This window comes from Roseisolibacter agri, from assembly GCF_030159095.1.
Taxonomy (GTDB): Bacteria; Gemmatimonadota; Gemmatimonadetes; order Gemmatimonadales; family Gemmatimonadaceae; genus Roseisolibacter; species Roseisolibacter agri.
Genome location: NZ_BRXS01000011.1, coordinates 32,098 through 50,350, shown reverse-complemented (window position 1 = coordinate 50,350; position 18,253 = coordinate 32,098). Strand labels below are relative to the sequence as shown.

Annotated in this window: 18 protein-coding genes; 10 read left to right on the top strand and 8 right to left on the bottom strand. The window is 73.8% G+C overall.

Annotated features, from left to right (window positions below; translation table 11 throughout):
• On the top strand, window positions 1-206 hold a 206-nt coding region (locus rosag_RS25050), incomplete at its 5' end, for a hypothetical protein (protein WP_284352888.1).
• Window positions 207-296: 90 nt separating this feature from the next.
• Here the strand turns inward: rosag_RS25050 and rosag_RS25045 are convergent.
• A complete protein-coding gene (locus tag rosag_RS25045; protein ID WP_284352933.1) occupies window positions 297-1,460 on the bottom strand; it encodes a pyridoxal phosphate-dependent aminotransferase in 1,164 nt (387 codons plus the stop codon).
• A gap of 134 nt (window positions 1,461-1,594) precedes the next feature.
• Complete coding sequence (locus rosag_RS25040) at window positions 1,595-2,692, bottom strand: helix-turn-helix transcriptional regulator (protein ID WP_284352932.1); 1,098 nt, start codon at window positions 2,690-2,692, stop codon at window positions 1,595-1,597.
• Between the two features lie 422 nt (window positions 2,693-3,114).
• Between rosag_RS25040 and rosag_RS25035 the strand changes: the two genes are divergently transcribed.
• A complete protein-coding gene (locus rosag_RS25035; RefSeq protein ID WP_284352931.1) occupies window positions 3,115-3,660 on the top strand; it encodes a hypothetical protein in 546 nt (181 codons plus the stop codon).
• Between the two features lie 77 nt (window positions 3,661-3,737).
• Here rosag_RS25035 and rosag_RS25030 read toward each other — a convergent pair whose 3' ends face one another.
• From rosag_RS25030 to rosag_RS25010, 5 genes are all read right to left on the bottom strand, one after another.
• The gene (locus rosag_RS25030) at window positions 3,738-4,316 is read right to left on the bottom strand and encodes a hypothetical protein (RefSeq protein ID WP_284352930.1); all 579 of its coding nucleotides are present in this window, start codon (window positions 4,314-4,316) and stop codon (window positions 3,738-3,740) included.
• Window positions 4,317-4,451: 135 nt separating this feature from the next.
• Window positions 4,452-4,991, bottom strand: a complete 540-nt coding sequence (locus rosag_RS25025) for a hypothetical protein (protein ID WP_284352929.1) — start codon at window positions 4,989-4,991, stop codon at window positions 4,452-4,454.
• A 13-nt stretch (window positions 4,992-5,004) separates the two neighbouring features.
• A complete protein-coding gene (ruvA, locus tag rosag_RS25020; RefSeq protein ID WP_284352928.1) occupies window positions 5,005-5,604 on the bottom strand; it encodes a Holliday junction branch migration protein RuvA in 600 nt (199 codons plus the stop codon).
• Window positions 5,601-6,143, bottom strand: coding sequence for a crossover junction endodeoxyribonuclease RuvC (ruvC, locus tag rosag_RS25015; protein WP_284352927.1), 543 nt, complete (start codon window positions 6,141-6,143; stop codon window positions 5,601-5,603). Before ruvC ends, ruvA begins: the two co-directional genes overlap by 4 nt.
• Window positions 6,144-6,201: 58 nt before the next feature.
• Complete coding sequence (locus rosag_RS25010; RefSeq protein ID WP_284352926.1) at window positions 6,202-6,942, bottom strand: YebC/PmpR family DNA-binding transcriptional regulator; 741 nt, start codon at window positions 6,940-6,942, stop codon at window positions 6,202-6,204.
• 256 nt (window positions 6,943-7,198) lie between these two features.
• Between rosag_RS25010 and porX the strand changes: the two genes are divergently transcribed.
• The 8 genes from porX (at window position 7,199) to rosag_RS24970 (ending at window position 16,798) form a co-directional block, all read left to right on the top strand.
• On the top strand, window positions 7,199-8,758 hold the full coding sequence (porX, locus tag rosag_RS25005; RefSeq protein ID WP_284352925.1) for a T9SS response regulator signal transducer PorX: 1,560 nt from the start codon (window positions 7,199-7,201) through the stop codon (window positions 8,756-8,758).
• Between the two features lie 45 nt (window positions 8,759-8,803).
• On the top strand, window positions 8,804-10,591 hold the full coding sequence (locus tag rosag_RS25000; RefSeq protein WP_284352924.1) for an ABC transporter ATP-binding protein: 1,788 nt from the start codon (window positions 8,804-8,806) through the stop codon (window positions 10,589-10,591).
• Complete coding sequence (locus rosag_RS24995; RefSeq protein WP_284352923.1) at window positions 10,588-11,700, top strand: glycosyltransferase; 1,113 nt, start codon at window positions 10,588-10,590, stop codon at window positions 11,698-11,700. The genes rosag_RS25000 and rosag_RS24995 overlap by 4 nt, the downstream gene beginning before the upstream one ends.
• A gap of 113 nt (window positions 11,701-11,813) precedes the next feature.
• Window positions 11,814-12,791, top strand: coding sequence for a lysophospholipid acyltransferase family protein (locus rosag_RS24990; RefSeq protein ID WP_284352922.1), 978 nt, complete (start codon window positions 11,814-11,816; stop codon window positions 12,789-12,791).
• Complete coding sequence (locus rosag_RS24985; RefSeq protein WP_284352921.1) at window positions 12,788-13,684, top strand: ABC transporter permease; 897 nt, start codon at window positions 12,788-12,790, stop codon at window positions 13,682-13,684. The genes rosag_RS24990 and rosag_RS24985 overlap by 4 nt, the downstream gene beginning before the upstream one ends.
• Window positions 13,681-14,856 (top strand): aminotransferase class V-fold PLP-dependent enzyme, encoded by a 1,176-nt coding sequence (locus rosag_RS24980; protein WP_284352920.1) that lies wholly within the window; start codon window positions 13,681-13,683, stop codon window positions 14,854-14,856. Before rosag_RS24985 ends, rosag_RS24980 begins: the two co-directional genes overlap by 4 nt.
• A gap of 56 nt (window positions 14,857-14,912) precedes the next feature.
• The gene (locus rosag_RS24975) at window positions 14,913-15,224 is read left to right on the top strand and encodes a hypothetical protein (protein WP_284352919.1); all 312 of its coding nucleotides are present in this window, start codon (window positions 14,913-14,915) and stop codon (window positions 15,222-15,224) included.
• Window positions 15,221-16,798: a M20/M25/M40 family metallo-hydrolase gene (locus rosag_RS24970; RefSeq protein ID WP_284352918.1), complete on the top strand. Its 1,578-nt coding sequence runs from the start codon at window positions 15,221-15,223 to the stop codon at window positions 16,796-16,798. Before rosag_RS24975 ends, rosag_RS24970 begins: the two co-directional genes overlap by 4 nt.
• A 151-nt stretch (window positions 16,799-16,949) precedes the next feature.
• Here the strand turns inward: rosag_RS24970 and tyrS are convergent, their stop codons facing one another.
• Window positions 16,950-18,248 carry a tyrosine--tRNA ligase gene (tyrS, locus tag rosag_RS24965; RefSeq protein WP_284352917.1) on the bottom strand — a complete coding sequence of 433 codons (1,299 nt, stop codon included), beginning with the start codon at window positions 18,246-18,248 and terminating at the stop codon, window positions 16,950-16,952.
• Between the last annotated feature and the right edge of the window lie 5 nt (window positions 18,249-18,253).

The following is an 18,253-nucleotide window of genomic DNA, read 5'->3' as shown; positions in this document are numbered from 1 at the left end:
CGGTGTGGCTCTATCCGAGCACGAACGGCTTCGTGGCGGAGGCGGGGCTGGCGGGGATCACGAGCGCCACGGTCAACGGCGTGTCGGTCGCGAACGCGCGGCTGACGTCGACGAGCGCCTACTTCCGCGCGGGCACCGGCGGCAGCACGCCGGGCGCCGACCTGACGGCGGTGGAGAGCGCCACCGCCGGCGTCGTCCAGCCGTGAGCCGGCACTGATCCGATCGCGTATGCGGCACGCGGCCGGTCGTCCCGCTGGACGACCGGCCGCGTGTGCATTCGGGGGCCGTGCGAGGCGCTACGCGCCGACGCGGATCCCCGCCAGGCGGTCCGCCGCGGCCTGCAGCGTCTCCTCGCGCTTGCAGAACGCGAAGCGCACCAAGCCGCGCCCCGCGCCGTCGCGCTTGCGGTAGAAGCTCGACCCCGGCACCGTCGCCACGCCGACGTCCGCCGCCAGCCACTTCGCGAACGCCACGTCGTCCACCGCCTCGCGCACGGCGCCGTAGCCCGCCAGCACGTAGTACGCGCCTTCGGGCGCGGTGAAGGTGAAGCCTGCCTCGGCCAGCGCGCCGCACAGCAGGTCGCGCCGCGCGCGGTAGTCCATCGCGAGGTGGTTGAAGTAGTCGGCGTCGAACGCCATGCCCACCGCGCCCGCGGCCTGCAGCGGCGCCGGCGCGCCCACCGTGAGGAAGTCGTGCACCTTGCGGATCGCGCCCGACGCCGCAGCCGGCGCGATCGCGTAGCCGAGCCGCCACCCCGTGCAGCTGAACGTCTTGGAGAGCCCGGAGATCGTCACCGTGCGCTCGGCCATCCCGGGCCACTGCGCGATCGGGTGGTGGTGCCCCGCGTAGACGATGTGCTCGTAGATCTCGTCGGTGAACACCCACGGCACGTCGTGCTCGATCACCAGCCGCGCGATCAGGTCCACCTCCTCGCGCGTGAACACCTTGCCCGTGGGGTTGTGGGGCGTGTTGAGCACGAGCGCCTTCGGCCGGCGCGCCAGCGCCGCCCGCAGCCGCTCCTCGTCGATGCGCCAGTCGGGCGCGACGAGCGGCACGAACACGGGCTTCGCGCCCGCGAGCACGGCGTCGGGGCCGTAGTTCTCGTAGAACGGCTCGAACACCACGACCTCGTCGCCCGGATCGACCAGCGCGAGGAACACCGCCGCCATCGCCTCGGTCGCGCCGCACGTCACCGTGACCTCGCGGTCGGGGTCCACCTCGATCCCGTACCACCGCCGGTACTTCTCGGCGATCGCCAGCCGCAGCGCGGGCGTGCCCCACGTGATCGCGTACTGGTTCACGTCCCCGTGGATCGCCGCGCAGGCCGCGTCCTTCATCGGCGCGGGCATCGGGAAGTCGGGAAAGCCCTGGGCCAGGTTGATCGCGCCGTGCTGCTGCGCGACGCGCGTCATCTCGCGGATGACGCTCTCCGTGAAGGTCGAGGCGCGGGAGGAGACCACGAGAGGCGGGTGGAGGTCGGGACGGGCGCGCTCGCGGCACACGCGGCGCCGGGAGCGACGGGACGCCGCGAAATGAGCGGGCGGGGCACGGGGCGTCAAGGCGCCGCGGGGCCAGCCGCCGCGGCCGTGCCCGCTCAGCGCGGCGCCGTCAGGGCGTCCGCCAGCGCCATCCGCGACTTGACGCCGAGCTTGTGGAGGACGCGCTCCGTGTGGTGCCGCGCGGTGTGCTCGCTCAGCTCCAGCGCCTCGGCGATCTCCGCGTTCGAGCGGCGCTGGAGCAGCAGCACCGCGACCTGCGCCTCGCGGCCCGTGAGGCCGAAGCGCGCGCGCAGCTCGTCGGCGGTGGCCGTCGCGGCCTCGTGGCGGCGCAGCGAGACGAGCACGGAGGAGCCGCGCCCGTCGGCGTCGCTCACCACGACGCCCGCCCGCACGCGGTAGGTCGCCGTGGCCGTGCGCACGGCGCGCGTGGCGGCGCGCGGCGCGTCGGGCGCGTCCGCCGCCGTGGCCAGCGCCGCGCGCACCGCCTCGAACACCGCGTGCCGCAGCGCGCCGCGGTGGCCGTCGTCGAGCGCCGCCGCCATCGCGCGGTTGCGGTAGAGGAGCTCCCCGTCGCGGCTGTACAGCGCCTGCGGCTCGTCGGCCGCGTCGATCAGCCCCGCGCGCGGATCGCGGCACGCCGCCAGCGGGCCCGTCGCGTCGCGCAGGTGTGCCACCATGCCCGCGCGGAACGCGGGGCGGACGAGGCCGAGCAGCGCCAGCTGCCGCTCGCGCTGCGTCGGGCTGCGCACCGGCTGGTCGTGCAGCAGCGAGGCCATCACGTGCGTGCGCGCGCTCCGCAGCTCGACCGCGAGCCCCACCGCATCGTGCAGCGCATACGGCCGCGCGAAGTCGTTGTAGTACTCGCTCTGCTGCAGTTGGGCGTGCGACCAGAGCCGCTCGCGGCTCCACAGCTCGAGGCCGAGCGCTCGCAGCCGGTGGCGGCCGAGGTCGAGCGCGCGGAAGCGGTGCTCGTACGCGCGCACGGCGCGCGGGTCCACCTCGTCGCCGTAGGTGCGCGCGCCGTCCGCGGTCTCCACGGTCAGCGCTGCCATCGGCGCGCCGATCAGCGTGCGCAGCAGGCGGGCGAGCTCCGCGCGCCAGCAGTCCGCGTCCTGATGCAGGGGAGGCGACAGCAGCAGCGAGAGCACGTCGCCGAGTCGTGCGGTCTCGACTGGCGTCAGCGCGATGCGCACGCGGGACTCCGTGCGAGGCGGTCCGTGGATGCGGTGTGTCGCGTGGCCCGCGTGTCGAAGTCGATACTCATGACGACTTCGATACGCATGACCGATTCGACACGCGAATCGGGTCCGACAACGGATGCATGCGACGGCATGCTGCTGCGTGATGCGTGCGCGTCGCGAGACGTCGTCCCTAGATAGGAAGGTTCGCGATGCGAGGCAAGATGAGGACGCGCTCCGCATGGCGTATGGGCATCCGCTGCCCATGCGTGATGTGAATGCGCGGACTACTGTGGCGCACGCTCGAGATGCCCGCGCTCGCGCGACCGCTGCTCGCGGACGCGACCACCCTCGCATCACGCACGCGCGACTCCGGACCGAGACGTCGAGCTCCGCGCCGGCCCGAGGGCCGGCAGCCCCCACCGAGAGGTGACCCGATGCAGCGCTCTCTCCTCGTCTACGCGATCGGTCTCGTCATGATCGCGGCGTGCAACGACGCAGGCCGCACGCTGACGTCGCCGTCCGCGTCCCCGTCCCTCGCGCGCGACGGCAGCGGCGGCAACCCGCACTTCATCTACGCCGATGCGTCGCTCTCCAACGACGGGGTGGGTCACGTCGCGTGGAAGGAGGCCGGCCTGTCGAGCGGCTCCGCCATCGACTACCGCGCCTCGGCGGACGGCCAGGCGACCTACGCGTGCATCAACGGCGGCGCGAAGAACCCGAACGCGGCCAACAAGCGCACGATCAACGCGCAGGTCACCGCCGAGGGGACGTTCGTCGTCAAGAACGGCAACGTCGTCGCCTCGCTCGATTTCGGCGTGCCCGGCCCGGGCGACTTCGAGTGCCCCAGCGGCCAGCGGCGCGTGCTCGCGGATGTGGCGTACTCGAACATCCAGCTCGACGACCTCACCACTCCGCTCTCCGCCGACGTCGACCCGACGTCGCTCGGTCCGCTCGTGCTGATCGACCTGAGCGGCCTCTAGCCGTCGCGGACGCTCGCAGCGCTGCATCGTCGGGCGGCCCGGGTGCGTGGAGCACCCGGGCCGCCCGACGTTCGCGCTCACCGCACCCGCAGCTCCGCGCGCAGCGGCGCCAGCGTGAGCGCCTGACCGTCGACGTGCGACACGGTCGGCGCGGCCTCCAGGACGTAGCGCCCGGCCGGCAGCGGCTGCCCCGACGGATAGCCGCTCGCCTCCGCGCGCCAGGGAAGGCTCATCGCCACCTCGCCGTTCGGCGCGAGCGTGCGCGTCGTGATCGCCTGGCCGCACCCTGAGGAGTTGAGCGCGTCACCGCCGGACGCGGCGCGCAGCGCGAGGTACGCGGGCGCGGTGCAGGTCAGCGTGACCTGGACGGTCTTCCGAGAGCGGTTCACGAGCGCGAACCGCACCGTGAATGCGCCGCCCGAACGCACGGACGAGGGCGAGAGCTTCAGCGTCGCCACCAGCCCGTCCTTCTCGACGCTCGCCGTGGAGACGTCGGCGCTGGGCGACTCGCCGGGAGCGTCGGGACCGCTCGGGCCCGCGGGGGAGGCGGCGCCGCACGCGCCGGCCGCGGCCAGGAGCGCCGCGAGGGGGAGAATGGTGCGGGCGGCGCGGTGCGCGCGTGGCGCGCGGGTCGGGCTCGGACGGATGGACGGCATGCGGCGACTTCTCCGGCACGGGTGCGACAGGTGGGCTGAGCGGCGCCCACACATCTGTCTATACGTGTCGGCGCGGAAAGGCGCCATCGCGATTTTCGGGCGCGCGCCGCGCGCCCGGTCGCCGCCACGCCCGTGCTAGCGTACCCGCAGCTCGCCCGAGACCGCGCGCAGCTCGATCGGGCGGCCGTCGATCTCGAAGACGTTCGGCTTCGCCTCCACGACGTAGAGCCCCGGCGGGAGCGGCCGCGGCGGACGGCCCGCCTGCGCCAGCGACGGCAGCTGCAGCACCAGCTCCGCCCCGGGTGGCACGACGTGCCGGGTCTCCCCGGGCCTGCAGCTCGACGCCTCCAGCGGCGGGCTCTCCGGCGCCGCCTCGGCGTGGCGGATCCGGAAGATCGCCGGCGCGTCGCACGACTGCGTCATGCGCACCGTGTCCGCGTTGTCGTTGCGGATCGAGAAGCGCACGACGAACTGCCCGCCGCCCGCGACCACGCTCGGCGTGATCTGGATGGAGGTGGAGGTGGCCGCGACGACCTGGCGGCGAGGCGCCGTGTCCGGCGGGAGCGCGGCCGGCGGCGGGGCCGCCGCGCTGTCGGCGGCCGGCTGCTCGCGCGTGGCCGGGTCTCCGGCGCACGCGGCGGCGAGCAGCACGGCGGGAAGGACGAGGTATCGCATGTTCGCTCGCATCTCAGCGCGCCCCGATGCGCGAGAGGCTGGCCCGGATCAGCTCCGTCGCCGACATCTTCTTGCCGCCCGCGTCGATCGCCGCCTTCACGGCGCGCTCCGCGTCGCCGGTCGTGTAGCCCAGGGAGACGAGCGCGCGGATCGCGTCGTCGGCCGACGCCCCCTCGGGGCGCGCGCCGGGCGTGGTGTCGACCTGCAGCTGGTCCAGCTTGTCCGCCAGGTCGAGGATCAGCTGCTCCGCCTTCTTGCGCCCCACGCGCGGCACGCCCTGCAGCGTCGCGATGTCCTTCTCGCGGATCGCGCGCACCAGCCGCTCGGCCGTCAGCGTGGAGAGCATCCCGATCGCCAGCGCCGGGCCCACGCCCTTGGCCGCGAGCACCTTCTGGAAGACGCGGCGCTCGAACGCGGTGGCGAAGCCGAACAGCTGCCAGCCGTCCTCCTTCACCACGAGGTGCGTGTGCAGCGCGGCGTCCTCGCCGAGCTTGGGCAGCCCCTCGTAGGTGGAGAGGGGGATGAACAGCTCGTACCCGACGCCGCCCTTGGTGAGCAGCTCGACCCGGTCCAGCTCCTTGGCGACGATGCGGCCGGCGACGTGCGCGATCACGGCTGGACCTCGCGGGCGAGCGGACGGGGGCGGGGGGCAGGGGACACGGCGTTCGGGGCGGTCGGGAGGTGGGGGGCCATGCAGTACGTGAGCGCCGCCGCCACGCCGTCGGCGGCGTCGGAGGGCGAGGGCACGGCCTTCAGGCGGAGCAGGCGCGTCAGCATGAACTGCACCTGCTCCTTGGTGGCCGCGCCGGTGCCGACGACGGCCTTCTTGATCTCGGCCGGCGGGAACTCGTGCACCGTGAGGCCCGCCAGCTCGCCGGCCAGCAGGATCACGCCGCGCGCGTGGCCGAGGGTGATCGTGGTGCGGACGTTCTTCGCGTAGAAGATGCTCTCGACGGCCAGGGCGTCGGGGCGGTGGCGCGCGATCAGCTCCTGCACGCCCTCGTAGATCTCGCGCAGCCGCGAGGGGAGCGGATCGCGGGCGCGCGTCCGCACGACGCCGCACTCCACGAGGCGCACGAGGCCCCCGCGGTCGCCCTGCACCACGCCGTAGCCGGTCGTGGCGGTGCCCGGATCGATCCCGAGGACCAGCATCAGATCCTCCTCGCCGCCGGGCGCGGTGCGCCGGGCGACGGGGCGCCCGGCGCCGCGCTCACGCCTCCGCCATCGCGTCGGCGTCGATGTCGAAGTTGCCCTCGACCTTCTGCACGTCGTCCAGGTCCTCGAGAGCCTCCAGCAGCTTCACCAGCTGCTGCGCGTCGGCGCCCTCGACCCGCACGGTGCTCTTCGGCACCCAGGTCAGCTGGACGTCGCTGGTGGTGAGCCCCTTCGCCTCGAGCGCCGCGCGCACGGCGTGCAGCGACGCCGGGTCGGTCGTGACGAGGTTCTGGTCGTCGTCGCGCGCGAAGTCCTCGGCGCCGGCCTCCAGGGCGGCCTCCATCGCCGTGTCCTCGTCGAGCGCAGGGTCGAGCAGCAGCTGTCCCTTGCGGTCGAACATGAAGGCCACGGAGCCCGACGTGCCCATGTTGCCCCCGTTGCGCGACAGCTTGTGGCGGATGTCCGCGACGGTGCGCGTCGGGTTGTCGGTCAGCGTCAGGATCATGAGCGCGACGCCGCCGGGGCCGTACGCCTCGTACATGATCTCCTGGTAGTCCACGCCCTCGAGCTCACCCGTGCCCTTCTTGATGGCGCGCTCGATGTTCTCCTTGGGCATCGAGGAGCCGCGGGCCGTGTCGATGGCGAGGCGGAGCCGCGGGTTGTGCTCCGGATCGCCCCCGCCGCCCTTGGCCGCGACGGTGATCTCACGGATCAGCTTGGTGAACACCGCGCTGCGCTTCGCGTCGGTGGCCGCCTTCGCGCGCTTGATCGTCTTCCATTTGCTGTGGCCAGCCATCTTGACCTGAGCTCGAACCGGGGGAGGGTGGGGCGTGACGGGCAGACCCCAAATATAGACGGGCTTCCAACGGCGGAGGACGGTGGGGCGGAGAACGGAACCGCGGAGGACCGAACGGCGTGAGACGGTGGGGGATCCTTCGAGCCTGAAGCGTCAGGCCGAGAGGTCCGCCGTGGCGTTTCACGCCCCATCGTCTTCCGCCTCACCGTTCTCCGCCCCACCGTCCTCCGCCGTTTCAGGCTGTTAGGTTGAAGGCATGCCCACTCCCCCCAAGTCCATCCTCTGGGTCGACGACGAGGCCGAGCTGCTCGAGCCGCATGGGATCTTCCTGCGGGAGAAGGGCTACGCCGTCGAGTGGGCCACCAACGCCGACGACGCCGTCGACCTCGTCCAGCGGCAGCCGTTCGACCTCGTCCTGCTCGACGAGCAGATGCCCGGCAAGCGCGGCCTCGAGGTCTACCGCGAGATCATCGAGCTGGCGCCGAACCTCCCCGTGGTGATGGTCACCAAGAGCGAGGAGGACGCGACCTTCCGCGAGGCGATCGGCGTCAACGTCCGCGACTACCTCGTCAAGCCGGTGAGCCCGCGCCAGGTGCTCACCTCGGTCGCGAAGATCCTCGAGGGGTCGCAGATCCGATCGCAGGCGATCTCGCGCGCCTTCGTCGAGCGGTTCCGCGCGCTGGAGCTGGAGCGCGACCGCGATCTCGACTGGCGCGGCTGGGTGGACCGCTTCGCCGAGCTGACGCGCTGGGACGTGGACCTCGCGGCCGCGGGCGAGCGCTCGCTCTACGACTCGCTGCGGGGGCTCTATCCCGACATGCGGCGCGAGTTCGCGGGCTACCTGAAGACCGAATACCCGGCCTGGCTGCGCGGCCCGCGCGTGGAGCGCCCGGCGCTCTCGGTCGACATCGTCCCCGAGTTCCTGCTGCCGCTGCTGCACGGCTCGAAGTCCGCCGCGTTCGTGGTCGTCGACTGCCTGCGCCTGGACCAGTGGATGATCCTCGAGCCGCTGCTCACGCAGTGGTTCGACGTCGAGACGACGCACTACTTCTCGATCCTGCCGACGGCGACGCCGTACTCGCGCAACGCGCTCTTCAGCGGGCTCTATCCGTCGGAGATGGCGGCCAGGCACCCCGGCTGGTGGGGCGAGCGCGAGGACGAGACGCTCAACGCGCACGAGCGCGAGCTGCTCGACCTGCAGCTCAAGGCCCTGCGTGGGCCCACGCCGGTCAAGTACCACAAGATCTCCAGCGCCGCCGACTCGGACGACCTCGAGCGGCACCTGCAGGGCGCGCTGGTGGCCGAGGGCGTGAGCGCGTTCGTGTTCAACTTCATCGACCTGCTGACGCACGGGCGCTCGGAGTCGATGATCCTGTACGAGGTGGCGCGCGACGAGGTGGCCCTCCGCCAGATCACGCGCCAGTGGTTCGAGCGCTCGGCGCTGCTGGCGCTCCTGAAGGAGGCGGCGCGGCGGAAGATCCCGGTGCTGCTGACGAGCGACCACGGCTCGATCCACTGCAACACGCCGGCGACCGTGTTCGCCAAGCGCGACGCGACGGCCAACCTGCGCTACAAGTTCGGCGAGGACCTGCGCGCCGAGCGCCCGGAGCATGCGCTGTCGTTCAGCAACGCCGACGACCTCAAGCTCCCGAAGCGCGGCTACGGCGGCAACACGCTGATGGCGGTGGGCGACACCTTCTTCGTCTACCCGACCAAGCTGCGCGAGTACCAGAGCCGCTACCGCGGGTCGTTCCTCCACGGCGGCGTGACGCCGGAGGAGTGCATCCTGCCGCTCGCGCTCCTGACGCCGCGCTGATTGCTCGCCCGTCTCCTTCCGTTCCTCCGTCCGCACGCCCGCCTGATGGCGGCCGCCGTCGCCTGCACCATCGGGGCGGCGGTGATGGACGTGTTCGCGCTGACGCTGCTCGTCCCGTTCCTGAACGCGCTGTTCGGCGAGAAGGCGCTGGCGGGCGAGACGGCGCTGAACCGCCTGCTCGACCTGCTGATCGGGAACCTGCTGGTGGACGGCAACCCGATGGCGTCGCTGCAGCGCGTCATCATCGTCATCCTCGGCGCCGTCACGGCCAAGAGCGTGCTGTCGTGGCTCGCCGGCAACTTCGGCGCGACGCTGCAGGAGAGCGTCACCCGCGACCTGCGCAACACCACCTACGCGCACCTCCAGCGGCTCCCGCTCGGCTGGTTCTCGCGCGTGAAGACCGGGCAGATCCTCGCCCGCGTCATGCAGGACACGCAGCAGACCAAGCAGGTCATCACCGAGCTGGTGACGCGGTCGCTGCTCAGCGCCACGACCGTCATCGTCACCATCGCCGCGATGGTCGCGACCTCGTGGTCGCTGACGCTGCTCGCGCTGGTGGTGGCGCCGCTGCTCATCGCCGCGCTGCAGCCGCTGCTGCGCAAGCTGCGCAAGGGCTTCCGCCGCACGGGTGACCAGCAGGGCGAGCTGACGGCGGTCGTGCAGGAGTCGGTCAGCGGCATCCGCCTCGTGAAGTCGTTCGGCGGCGAGGCGTACGAGGAGGGGCGCTTCCGCGAGGCGAGCGACCGGCTCGCGCGCGGGCTGGCCCGCGTCGCGCGCACCACGTACCTCGCGCAGCCGCTCACCGAGACGATCGGCACCATGATCGCCGTCGCCGTGCTCTGGGTCGGCGCGCGGCAGGTGCTGGTCGGGAAGTCGCTCTCGGGCGCGGACCTGATCGCGTTCCTGATCCTCGTCATGCGCATGCTGCAGCCGCTCAAGCAGCTGTCGCAGGTGCCCACCACGGCGCAGCAGTCGCTCGCCGCGGCGGAGCGGCTGTTCGAGATCCTCGACGAGCCCACCGAGACGGCGCGCGACCGCGGCACCATCGCCCCTGCGCGCTTCGCGGAGTCGTTGGCGTTCGAGGGCGTGGGCTTCGCCTATCCCGCGCGCCCCGACGACCCCGAGGGCGAGCCGCGCGGCGTGCTGCGCGACGTCTCGCTCGTCGCGCGGCCCGGCGAGGTCGTCGCGCTCGTGGGGCCCAGCGGGGCGGGGAAGACGACGCTCGTCGACCTGATCCCGCGCTTCCACGAGCCCACCGCCGGCCGCATCACGCTCGACGGGGTGGACACGCGCGACATCCGCCTGGACGCGCTGCGCGCGCTGGTCGGCATCGTCAGCCAGGACACGGTGCTGTTCAACGACACCGTGCGCGCGAACCTCGCCTACGGCGCCGGCGACCGCTACACGCCGGCGCAGATCGAGGCCGCCGCGCGCGCCGCCAACGCCCACCAGTTCATCGCCGAGCTGCCGCAGGGCTACGATACCGTCCTCGGCGAGCGCGGCACGCGGCTCTCCGGCGGGCAGCGGCAGCGGCTCGCGATCGCGCGCGCCCTGCTCGTCGATCCGCCCATCCTGATCCTCGACGAGGCCACGAGCGCGCTCGACACCGAGAGCGAGCGCCTGGTGCAGGAGGCGATCGACCGCCTGCTGGCCGACCGCACCGTCTTCGTCATCGCCCACCGTCTCTCCACCATCGTGCACGCCGACCAGATCCTCGTGCTCGACCGCGGCGCCGTCGTCGAGCGCGGCACGCACGCCGAGCTGCTCGCGCGCGGCGGCACGTACGCGCGGCTCCACGCGCTGCAGTTCCGCGAGACCGAGGTGGGCGTGTGAGGGCGCTCTTCCACCACCCGCACGAGGACTGGACCGGCAGCGCGCGCGCGTTCGCGCTGGCGGCGCGCGGCCTTGCGGCGAGCGGCTGGCAGGTGCTCTTCGCCTGCTGTCCCGACACGGAGCCGCACCGGCGCGCCGTCGCGATGGGCCTCCCGGTGCACCCGCTGGAGCGGGGCGACGGGCTGATGGCCGGCAGCTCCGCGCTCGCGCGCGCGCTGCGCGAGCAGTTCGTCGAGGTCGTCTTCGTGCACGGCGAGCGCGCGCACCTGGCCGCGGCGGGCGCCGCGTGGCGCGCGGAGCGCGGCGTCATCGTGCGGCGCTTCGCGGCCCGCGAGCCGGTCGCCTTCGGGCGCGCGGTGCGCGCGACGCTGCGCACCGCGCCCACCAAGGTGCTGTGCACGTGGCCCGAGCAGGCGGCCGCGATCCCGAAGGACCTGGGCGTCATCGGCGTCGTGACGAGCGACCTGGGCGTCGAGCTCCCGGCCGCGCCCGACGGCACCGCGCGCGTACGCCGCGAGGGCCCGCTGCGCCGTCTCGTCTGCATGCACACGCGCGGGCACCGCGCGCGCTCCGCGATGGTGCTGCGCGCCGTGGCGATGCTGGCACCGCGGCATCCCGAGCTGCGCGTCGCCTTCGTGGGCCCGGGCTCGGACGACGAGGAGCTGCGCATGCACGCCGCGGCGCTCGGCGTGAACCGCATCGTCGCGCACCTCGGCGACGCCGGCGAGCCGGCCGAGCTGTTCGCGGACGCGGACCTGGGCTGGGTGATCGCCGACGGCGACGACGGCGCGTTCGGCGTGCTCGACGCGCTCGCCGCCGGCGTCCCCGTGCTCGTGGATCGCGGCAGCGACGCGGCCCGCTACGTCCCCGACGCGATCGGCGGCGTGCACCTGGAGCCGGGCGACGTCTCCGGCGCCGCGGCCGTGGTGGCGCAGCTGCTCGCGCACGACGCCGACCGGCTGGCGATGGGCGGCGCGGGCCGCGCGCGCGTCGCCCGCGCCTACACGCAGACCTCGATGCTCGACGGCTTCTCGCGCGCCGCCGACGCCGCGCGCGAGCGGCACCGTCCGCGCGCCTGGGGCGCCAGGCATCCCAGTGAGCGCGGCTGACGGGGGCCGTGGGCGCCGCTAGCTTTCGGCCACGCCCGCGGCGGGTGCTCGATCGCCGCGCTCGTCGTCCGTCGCATCCGGTGCTCTCCGTCTCCGCCACGCCTCTCCCCTCCGTGTCCGAACCCGTCGCCCCGGCGCCGCCCGCGGCGGTCCAGGACGCGCCGCGCGCCGAGCGCCGGCCGACGCTCTCGCACCGGCTGGAGTACGCGGCGCTGCGCGGGGCCATCGGCGGGCTGGCGACGCTGCCGTGGCGACAGGCGACGGCCGTCGGCGCGTGGCTGGGCCGCATGGGCTACGCGCCCGCCGGCATCCGCCGCGGCGTCGTCGAGCGGCAGGTCGCGGCCGCGTTCCCCGAGCTGACGCCCGCGCGCGTGCGCGAGATCGCGCGCGCCAGCTACGAGTCGCTCGGCCGCACGACGGTCGAGGCGGCGATCATGCCGGGCCTCGGGAAGCAGGGCGTGCTCGAGCTGTTCGAGCAGGTCGACGGCTGGGAGCTGCTGGAGGCGGCGCGCGCGGAGGGACGCGGCGCGATCGTCGTCACCGGGCACCTCGGCAACTGGGAGCTGGGCGGCTCGTACGTCGCCGCGCGCGGCGTCCCGATCGACGGCGTGGCGCGGCAGCAGGGCAACCCGCTGTTCGACCGCTTCCTCACCAGCACGCGCGAGCGGCTGGGGATGGACGTCGTGTGGGACGGGCACGCGGTGCGCCGCACGCCGCGCTCGCTGCGCGAGAACCGTGTCGTCGCGATGGTCTCGGACCAGGGCGCGCTCGGCCTCGCGTCGACGTACGTGCCGTTCTTCGGGCGGCCCGCCAAGACGCCGCGCGGTCCCGCGGTGTTCGCGCTGCGGCTGCGCGTGCCGATCCTCTTCGCCGTCGCGGTGCGGCTGCCGAACGGGCGCTTCCGCCTCGCGTTCGAGCGCGTGCCCGTCGTCGACACCGGCGACCGCGAGCGCGACGTGGACACGATCGTCGCGACGTACACGCGCATGCTGGAGGAGTGGGTGCGCCGCTATCCCGAGCAGTACTTCTGGCAGCACCGCCGGTGGAAGCACCAGCCGGCGGACACGCCCCCGCACCTGCGCGAGCCGTGAGCCGCGCACCGGGACGCGTGTGGCCGCTGCTGCGCCGCGACGGGCGCGCGCGCATCGGGCTCGCGGTGGTGGTGGTCCTCGTGCTGGCGGCCGCGCTCGCGCCGCTGCTCGCGCGCCACGATCCCACCGCGATCGACCTCTCGCGCGCGCTGCGCGCGCCGTCGGGCGCGCACTGGATGGGCACCGACGTGCAGGGCCGCGACGTCTGGTCGCGCCTCGTGCACGGCGCGCGCGTGTCGCTCGCCGTCGGCGTGCTCTCGCAGGCGATCTCACTGGTGCTGGGCGTCGCGCTGGGGCTCGTCGCGGGCTACTACGGCCGCCGGGTCGACGATCTCGTGATGCGCCTCGCCGACGTCACGCTCGCCTTCCCGACGCTGCTGCTGCTGATCGCGATGGCGGCGGCGTTCGAGCCGTCGTTGACGACGGTGTTCGTCACCATCGGCGTCGTCGGCTGGGCGGGGATGGCGCGGCTCGTTCGGGGCCAGGTGCTCGTCGTGCGCCACATGGAGTACGTGCAGGCCGAGCGTGCGCTCGGCGCGGGCGACGCGCGCATCCTCGTGCGGCACGTGCTGCCCAACGTCATCGCGCCCGTGGTGATCGCGGCGACGCTCGGTGTGGCGGGTGCGATCATGGCCGAAGCCGCGCTGTCGTTCCTCGGACTGGGCGTGCAGCCGCCGACGCCGAGCTGGGGCGCGATGATCGCCGACGGCCGCGACCTCGCGCAGCTGCGACGCGCGCCGTGGACGTCGCTCTTCCCGGGGCTCGCGATCGGTGCGGCGGTGCTGGGCTTCAACCTCGTCGGCGACGCGCTGCGCGACGCGCTCGACCCGCGCGCCGTGCGCCGCACCGAGATGCCCACCGATACCGGCACGCCGATCGCCGGACGCCGATGACGACCTCTCTGACCGCGCCTGCTCTGGCCTATGACGTCGACGCGCTGCGGGCCGCGGAGTTCCCGTGGGCCGCGCGCGGCGACGCGATCTACCTCAACAACGCGTCCACCGGCCCGCTGCCCGCGCGCGCGGTCGCCGCGATCGACGAGTGGACGCGCCGCCGCGCGGAGCCGTTCCGCCTGCGCGATCCGGAGCTGTTCGCCACGCTCGGCCGCGCGCGCGAGCTGACGGCGCGGCTCATCGGCGCGGAGGCGGCGGAGATCGCGCTGATGACCAACACGTCGTACGGCGTGAACCTGGCCGCGCGCGCGCTGCCACTCTCCGCCGGCGACGTGGTGCTGACCTTCGACCGCGAGTTCCCGGCGAACGTCTACCCGTGGATGGCGCTCGCGGAGAAGGGCGTGCGGCTGGAGCTCGTGCCGTGCGTCGACGGGCTGCCGGACGAGGACGCGCTGGTCCGCGCGCTCGACCGACCCGACGTGCGCGCGCTGACGGTGAGCTGGGTGCAGTTCGCGAGCGGCTACCGCGTCGACCTCGCGCGCCTCGGCCGGCTGTGCCGCGAGCGCGGCGTCTGGTTCTTCGTCGACGCGATCCAGGGGCTCGGCCCGTGCACGCTCGACGTGCGCGAGACGCCGATCGACCTGCTGGCGTGCGGCGCGCAGAAGTGGCTGCTGTCGCCGTGGGGCTCGGGCTTCCTGTACGTGCGCCGCGAGCTGGTCCGGGCGCTGGCGCCGAGCAGCGTCGGGTGGCTGGCGGTGAAGGGGAGCGACGACTTCTCGCGGCTGGTCGACTACGACTTCACGCTGCGCGACGACGCCCGCCGCTTCGAGGTCGCGACCATCCCCTATCAGGACGTCGCGGGCTACGTGGCGAGCCTCTCGCTCTTCCACGAGCTGGGGCCCGCCAACGTCGCGGCGCACGTGCGCGGGCTCGCGGACCGCATCGTCGAATGGGCGGTCGATCGCGACGACGTGCGGCTGGTCACCCCGGCCGACCCCGCGCGCCGGGCCGGCATCGTCAGCGTCGCGCCGCGCGACCCGGCGGCCGCCACGGCCAGGCTTCGCGAGGCGGGCGTCACCCACTCCCTGCGCGAGGGGGCGGTCCGGCTCTCGCCGCACGGTTACAATACGGCCGGCGAGATCGCCCGCGCGCTCGACGCGCTGGGCGGCTGAGCCGCCGTCGGTTGACCGGCCGACCCTCCCCGATCGTTCCCGTCCGAGGACTCCCCATGAGCGTCACCTTCCGTCGCGCGCGCACCGCCGCGCTGCTGGCGAGCGTCATCGCCGTCGCCACCGTCTCCGCCTGCACCGGCCGCAACGACGGCCGCCGCGACTCGGCGGGCGGCTCCAGCAACGGCGCCGGCCCCGACGCGCAGCCCGGTCCGCGCGCCGGCCAGAACACGGACACGACGATGATCCCCGCCGCTCCGTCGTCGACGCCGGCGCCCGCGCCCGGCACCGGCGCGGCGCCCGTGACGCCCGGCGCGCCCGTCGTGCAGCAGCCGGCCGCGCCGGCGACGCCGGCGACGAAGGCCCCGTGACCGCGCGCGCGGTCGGCCGGCGCACCCTCGCGGCGCTGCTGGCCGCCGCGCTCCCGATCACCGTCACACCTGCGGCGGCGGGCGCGCAGAACGCGACGCGCGCCCTCGCCCAGAAGGTCGAGACGTGGACGCGCGCCAACGAGCCCGCGGTCCTGCGCGAGTTCGCCGAGTTCCTGGCGATCCCCAACATCGCCAGCGACTCGGCCACCATCCGCCGCAACGCGCGCTGGATCGTCGACGCGTTCGCCAAGCGCGGCGTCGCGCTGCGCCTGCTGGAGAGCCCCGCCGGCGGCCCGCCCGCGGTCTACGGCGAGCTGCGGAGCCCCGGCGCCACGCGGACGGTGCTGCTCTACGCGCACTACGACGGCCAGCCCGTGAACCCGGCCGAGTGGGCGACGCCGCCGTTCACGCCGACGCTGCGGACGAACAGCATCCAGGCGGGCGGCCAGATCGTGCCGCTGCCGGAGAAGCCCGGTGTCGCCGGCGACGAGTGGCGCCTCTTCGCGCGCGGCGCCGGCGACGACAAGGCGCCGATCATCGCCACGCTGGCGGCGCTCGACGCGCTGAAGGCGTCCGGCGCGCGCCCCGGCATCAACGTCCGGTTCTACTTCGACGGCGAGGAGGAGGCGGGCGACCCGCACCTGCGCGCGCTGCTCGAGAGGCACCGCGACCTGCTGACGGCCGACGTGCTGCTGTTCGCCGACGGCCCCGTGCACCAGACGCGCCGCATGCAGATCGTCTACGGCGTGCGCGGCACGATGGGGATGGAGCTGACGACGTACGGCCCGCTGCGCGCGCTGCACTCGGGCCACTACGGCAACTGGGCGCCGAATCCGATCGTCTCGCTGGCGCACCTGATCGCGCGCATGCGCGACGAGGACGGGCGCATCCTGATCCCCGACTTCCTGGACGACGTCCGCCCGGTGACCGACGCGGACCGCCGCGCGATCGGCGCGGCGCCGAGCCCGGACTCGGGGTTGCGCGCGGAGCTGGCGCTCGGCCGCACGGAGGGGAAGGATCCGCTGGCCGAGGCGATCATGCGCCCCGCGATGAACCTGCGCGGCATCCGCAGCGGCGGCGTCGGCGCGGCCGGCTCGAACACGATCCAGCCCGAGGCGACGGCGTCGGTCGACTTCCGGCTGGTGCCCGACCAGACGCCCGCGCGCATCCGCGAGAAGGTCGAGGCGTTCCTGAAGGCGGAGGGCTGGCACGTGGTGCACGACGCGCCGGACGCAGCGACGCGCCGCGCGCATCCGCGCGTGGTGCGCGTCGACTGGCGCGAGTCGGGCTACGCCGCGGTGCGCAGTCCGCTCGACCTGCCCGCGGCGCGCGCGATCGTCCGCACCGTCGGTGACGCGCACGGCCAGCCGCCCATCGAGGTGCCGATCCTGGGCGGCAGCCTCCCGATCGCGGACTTCGCCGAGGTGCTGAAGACGCCGGTGCTCGTGGTGCCCATCGCCAACCACGACGACGCGCAGCACGCGCCGAACGAGCACCTGCGGCTGAGGAACCTGCGCGATGGGATCACGACCTTCGCGGCGATCCTCGCGCGCCTTGGCGCGGAGTGGAAGTGAGAGACGAACTGCATTTGCAAGGATAGGATCGGACAAGATCTGACAACGACGGATGGCTCCGTGTCGGTGCGTGGATCGTCGCACTGCCGCGGAGCCATCCGTCGTTTTCGGACCTTCTCAGATTTTCATCCTTGCATGCAGTTCGCCTTTCTCAGCCCTGCACCCGCACCAGCGCATAGTCCCGCGCGCCCTTCCGCAGCAGCAGGTGCCCGCCCGCCAGCAGGTCCTCGCCCGCCAGCGTGCGCTCGGCCGTCGACAGCTTGCGGCCGCTGACGGTGAGCCCGCCCTGCTCCAGCAGCCGGCGCGCCTCGCCCTTGCTCTTCACCAGCCCCGCCTGGACGAACAGCTCCGCGACGTCCACCGCGCCCAGCCCCTCGCCGGGCGCCGCGACCTCGGCGAACGGCATCTCGGCCGCCAGCGCGGACAGCGCCTCCGCCGACAGCTGCCGCGGATCGCCCTTCTGGAACAGCAGCCGCGACACCTCGCGCGCCACGCGCGCCGCGTCGGCGCCGTGCACCCGCGTCGTCACGTCCTCGGCCAGCGCCTGCTGCGCCTCGCGCAGGTGCGGGCGCGCGGCCGTCGCCGCGTCCAGCGCCTCGATCTCCGCGCGCGACAGGAAGGTGAAGTAGCGCAGCAGCTTCCCCACGTCCGCATCGTCCGTGTGCAGCCAGAACTGGTAGAACTGGTACGGCGACGTCCGCGCCGGATCGAGCCACACCGCGCCCGCCTCCGTCTTCCCGAACTTCGTCCCCGCGGACGTCATCAGGAGCGGGAAGGTGATCGCGTGCGCCTGCCCGCCGTCCATGCGGCGGATCAGGTCCGTCCCCGCGGTCATGTTCCCCCACTGGTCGCTGCCGCCGATCTGCACCGTCACGCCGTGGCGGCGCCGCAGCTCCACGAAGTCGTAGGCCTGGAGGAGCACGTACGAGAACTCGGTGTACGAGATCCCGGTCTCGAGCCGCGACTTCACGCTCTCGCGGTTCAGCATCACGTTCACCGAGAAGTGCTTCCCGACGTCGCGCAGGAAGGTCAGCACGTCCAGCGGCGCGAGCCAGTCGAGGTTGTTCGCCATCGTCGCCGCGGCCGGGCCCTCGAAGTCGAGGAAGCGCGCCAGCTGCTCGCGCAGCGCCGCCGCGTTGGCCTCGACGACCTCGCGCGTGTTCAGCTGCCGCTCGGCCGTCTTGCCGCTCGGATCCCCGATCATCCCCGTGCCGCCGCCCACCAGCGCGACCGGGCGGTGGCCGGCCCGCTGCAGGCGCACCAGCCCCATGATCGGGAGGAGGTGGCCCACGTGCAGGCTCGCGCCCGTCGGATCGAAGCCGCAGTAGGCACGCACCTGGCCCTCCGCGAGGTGCGCGGCCGCGCCCTCGGTGGCCTGGTACAGGAGCCCGCGCCACGCGAGCTCGTCGAGCAGGGGGACCGCGGCGGTGGTGTCGGAGGTCTCGGACATGCCCG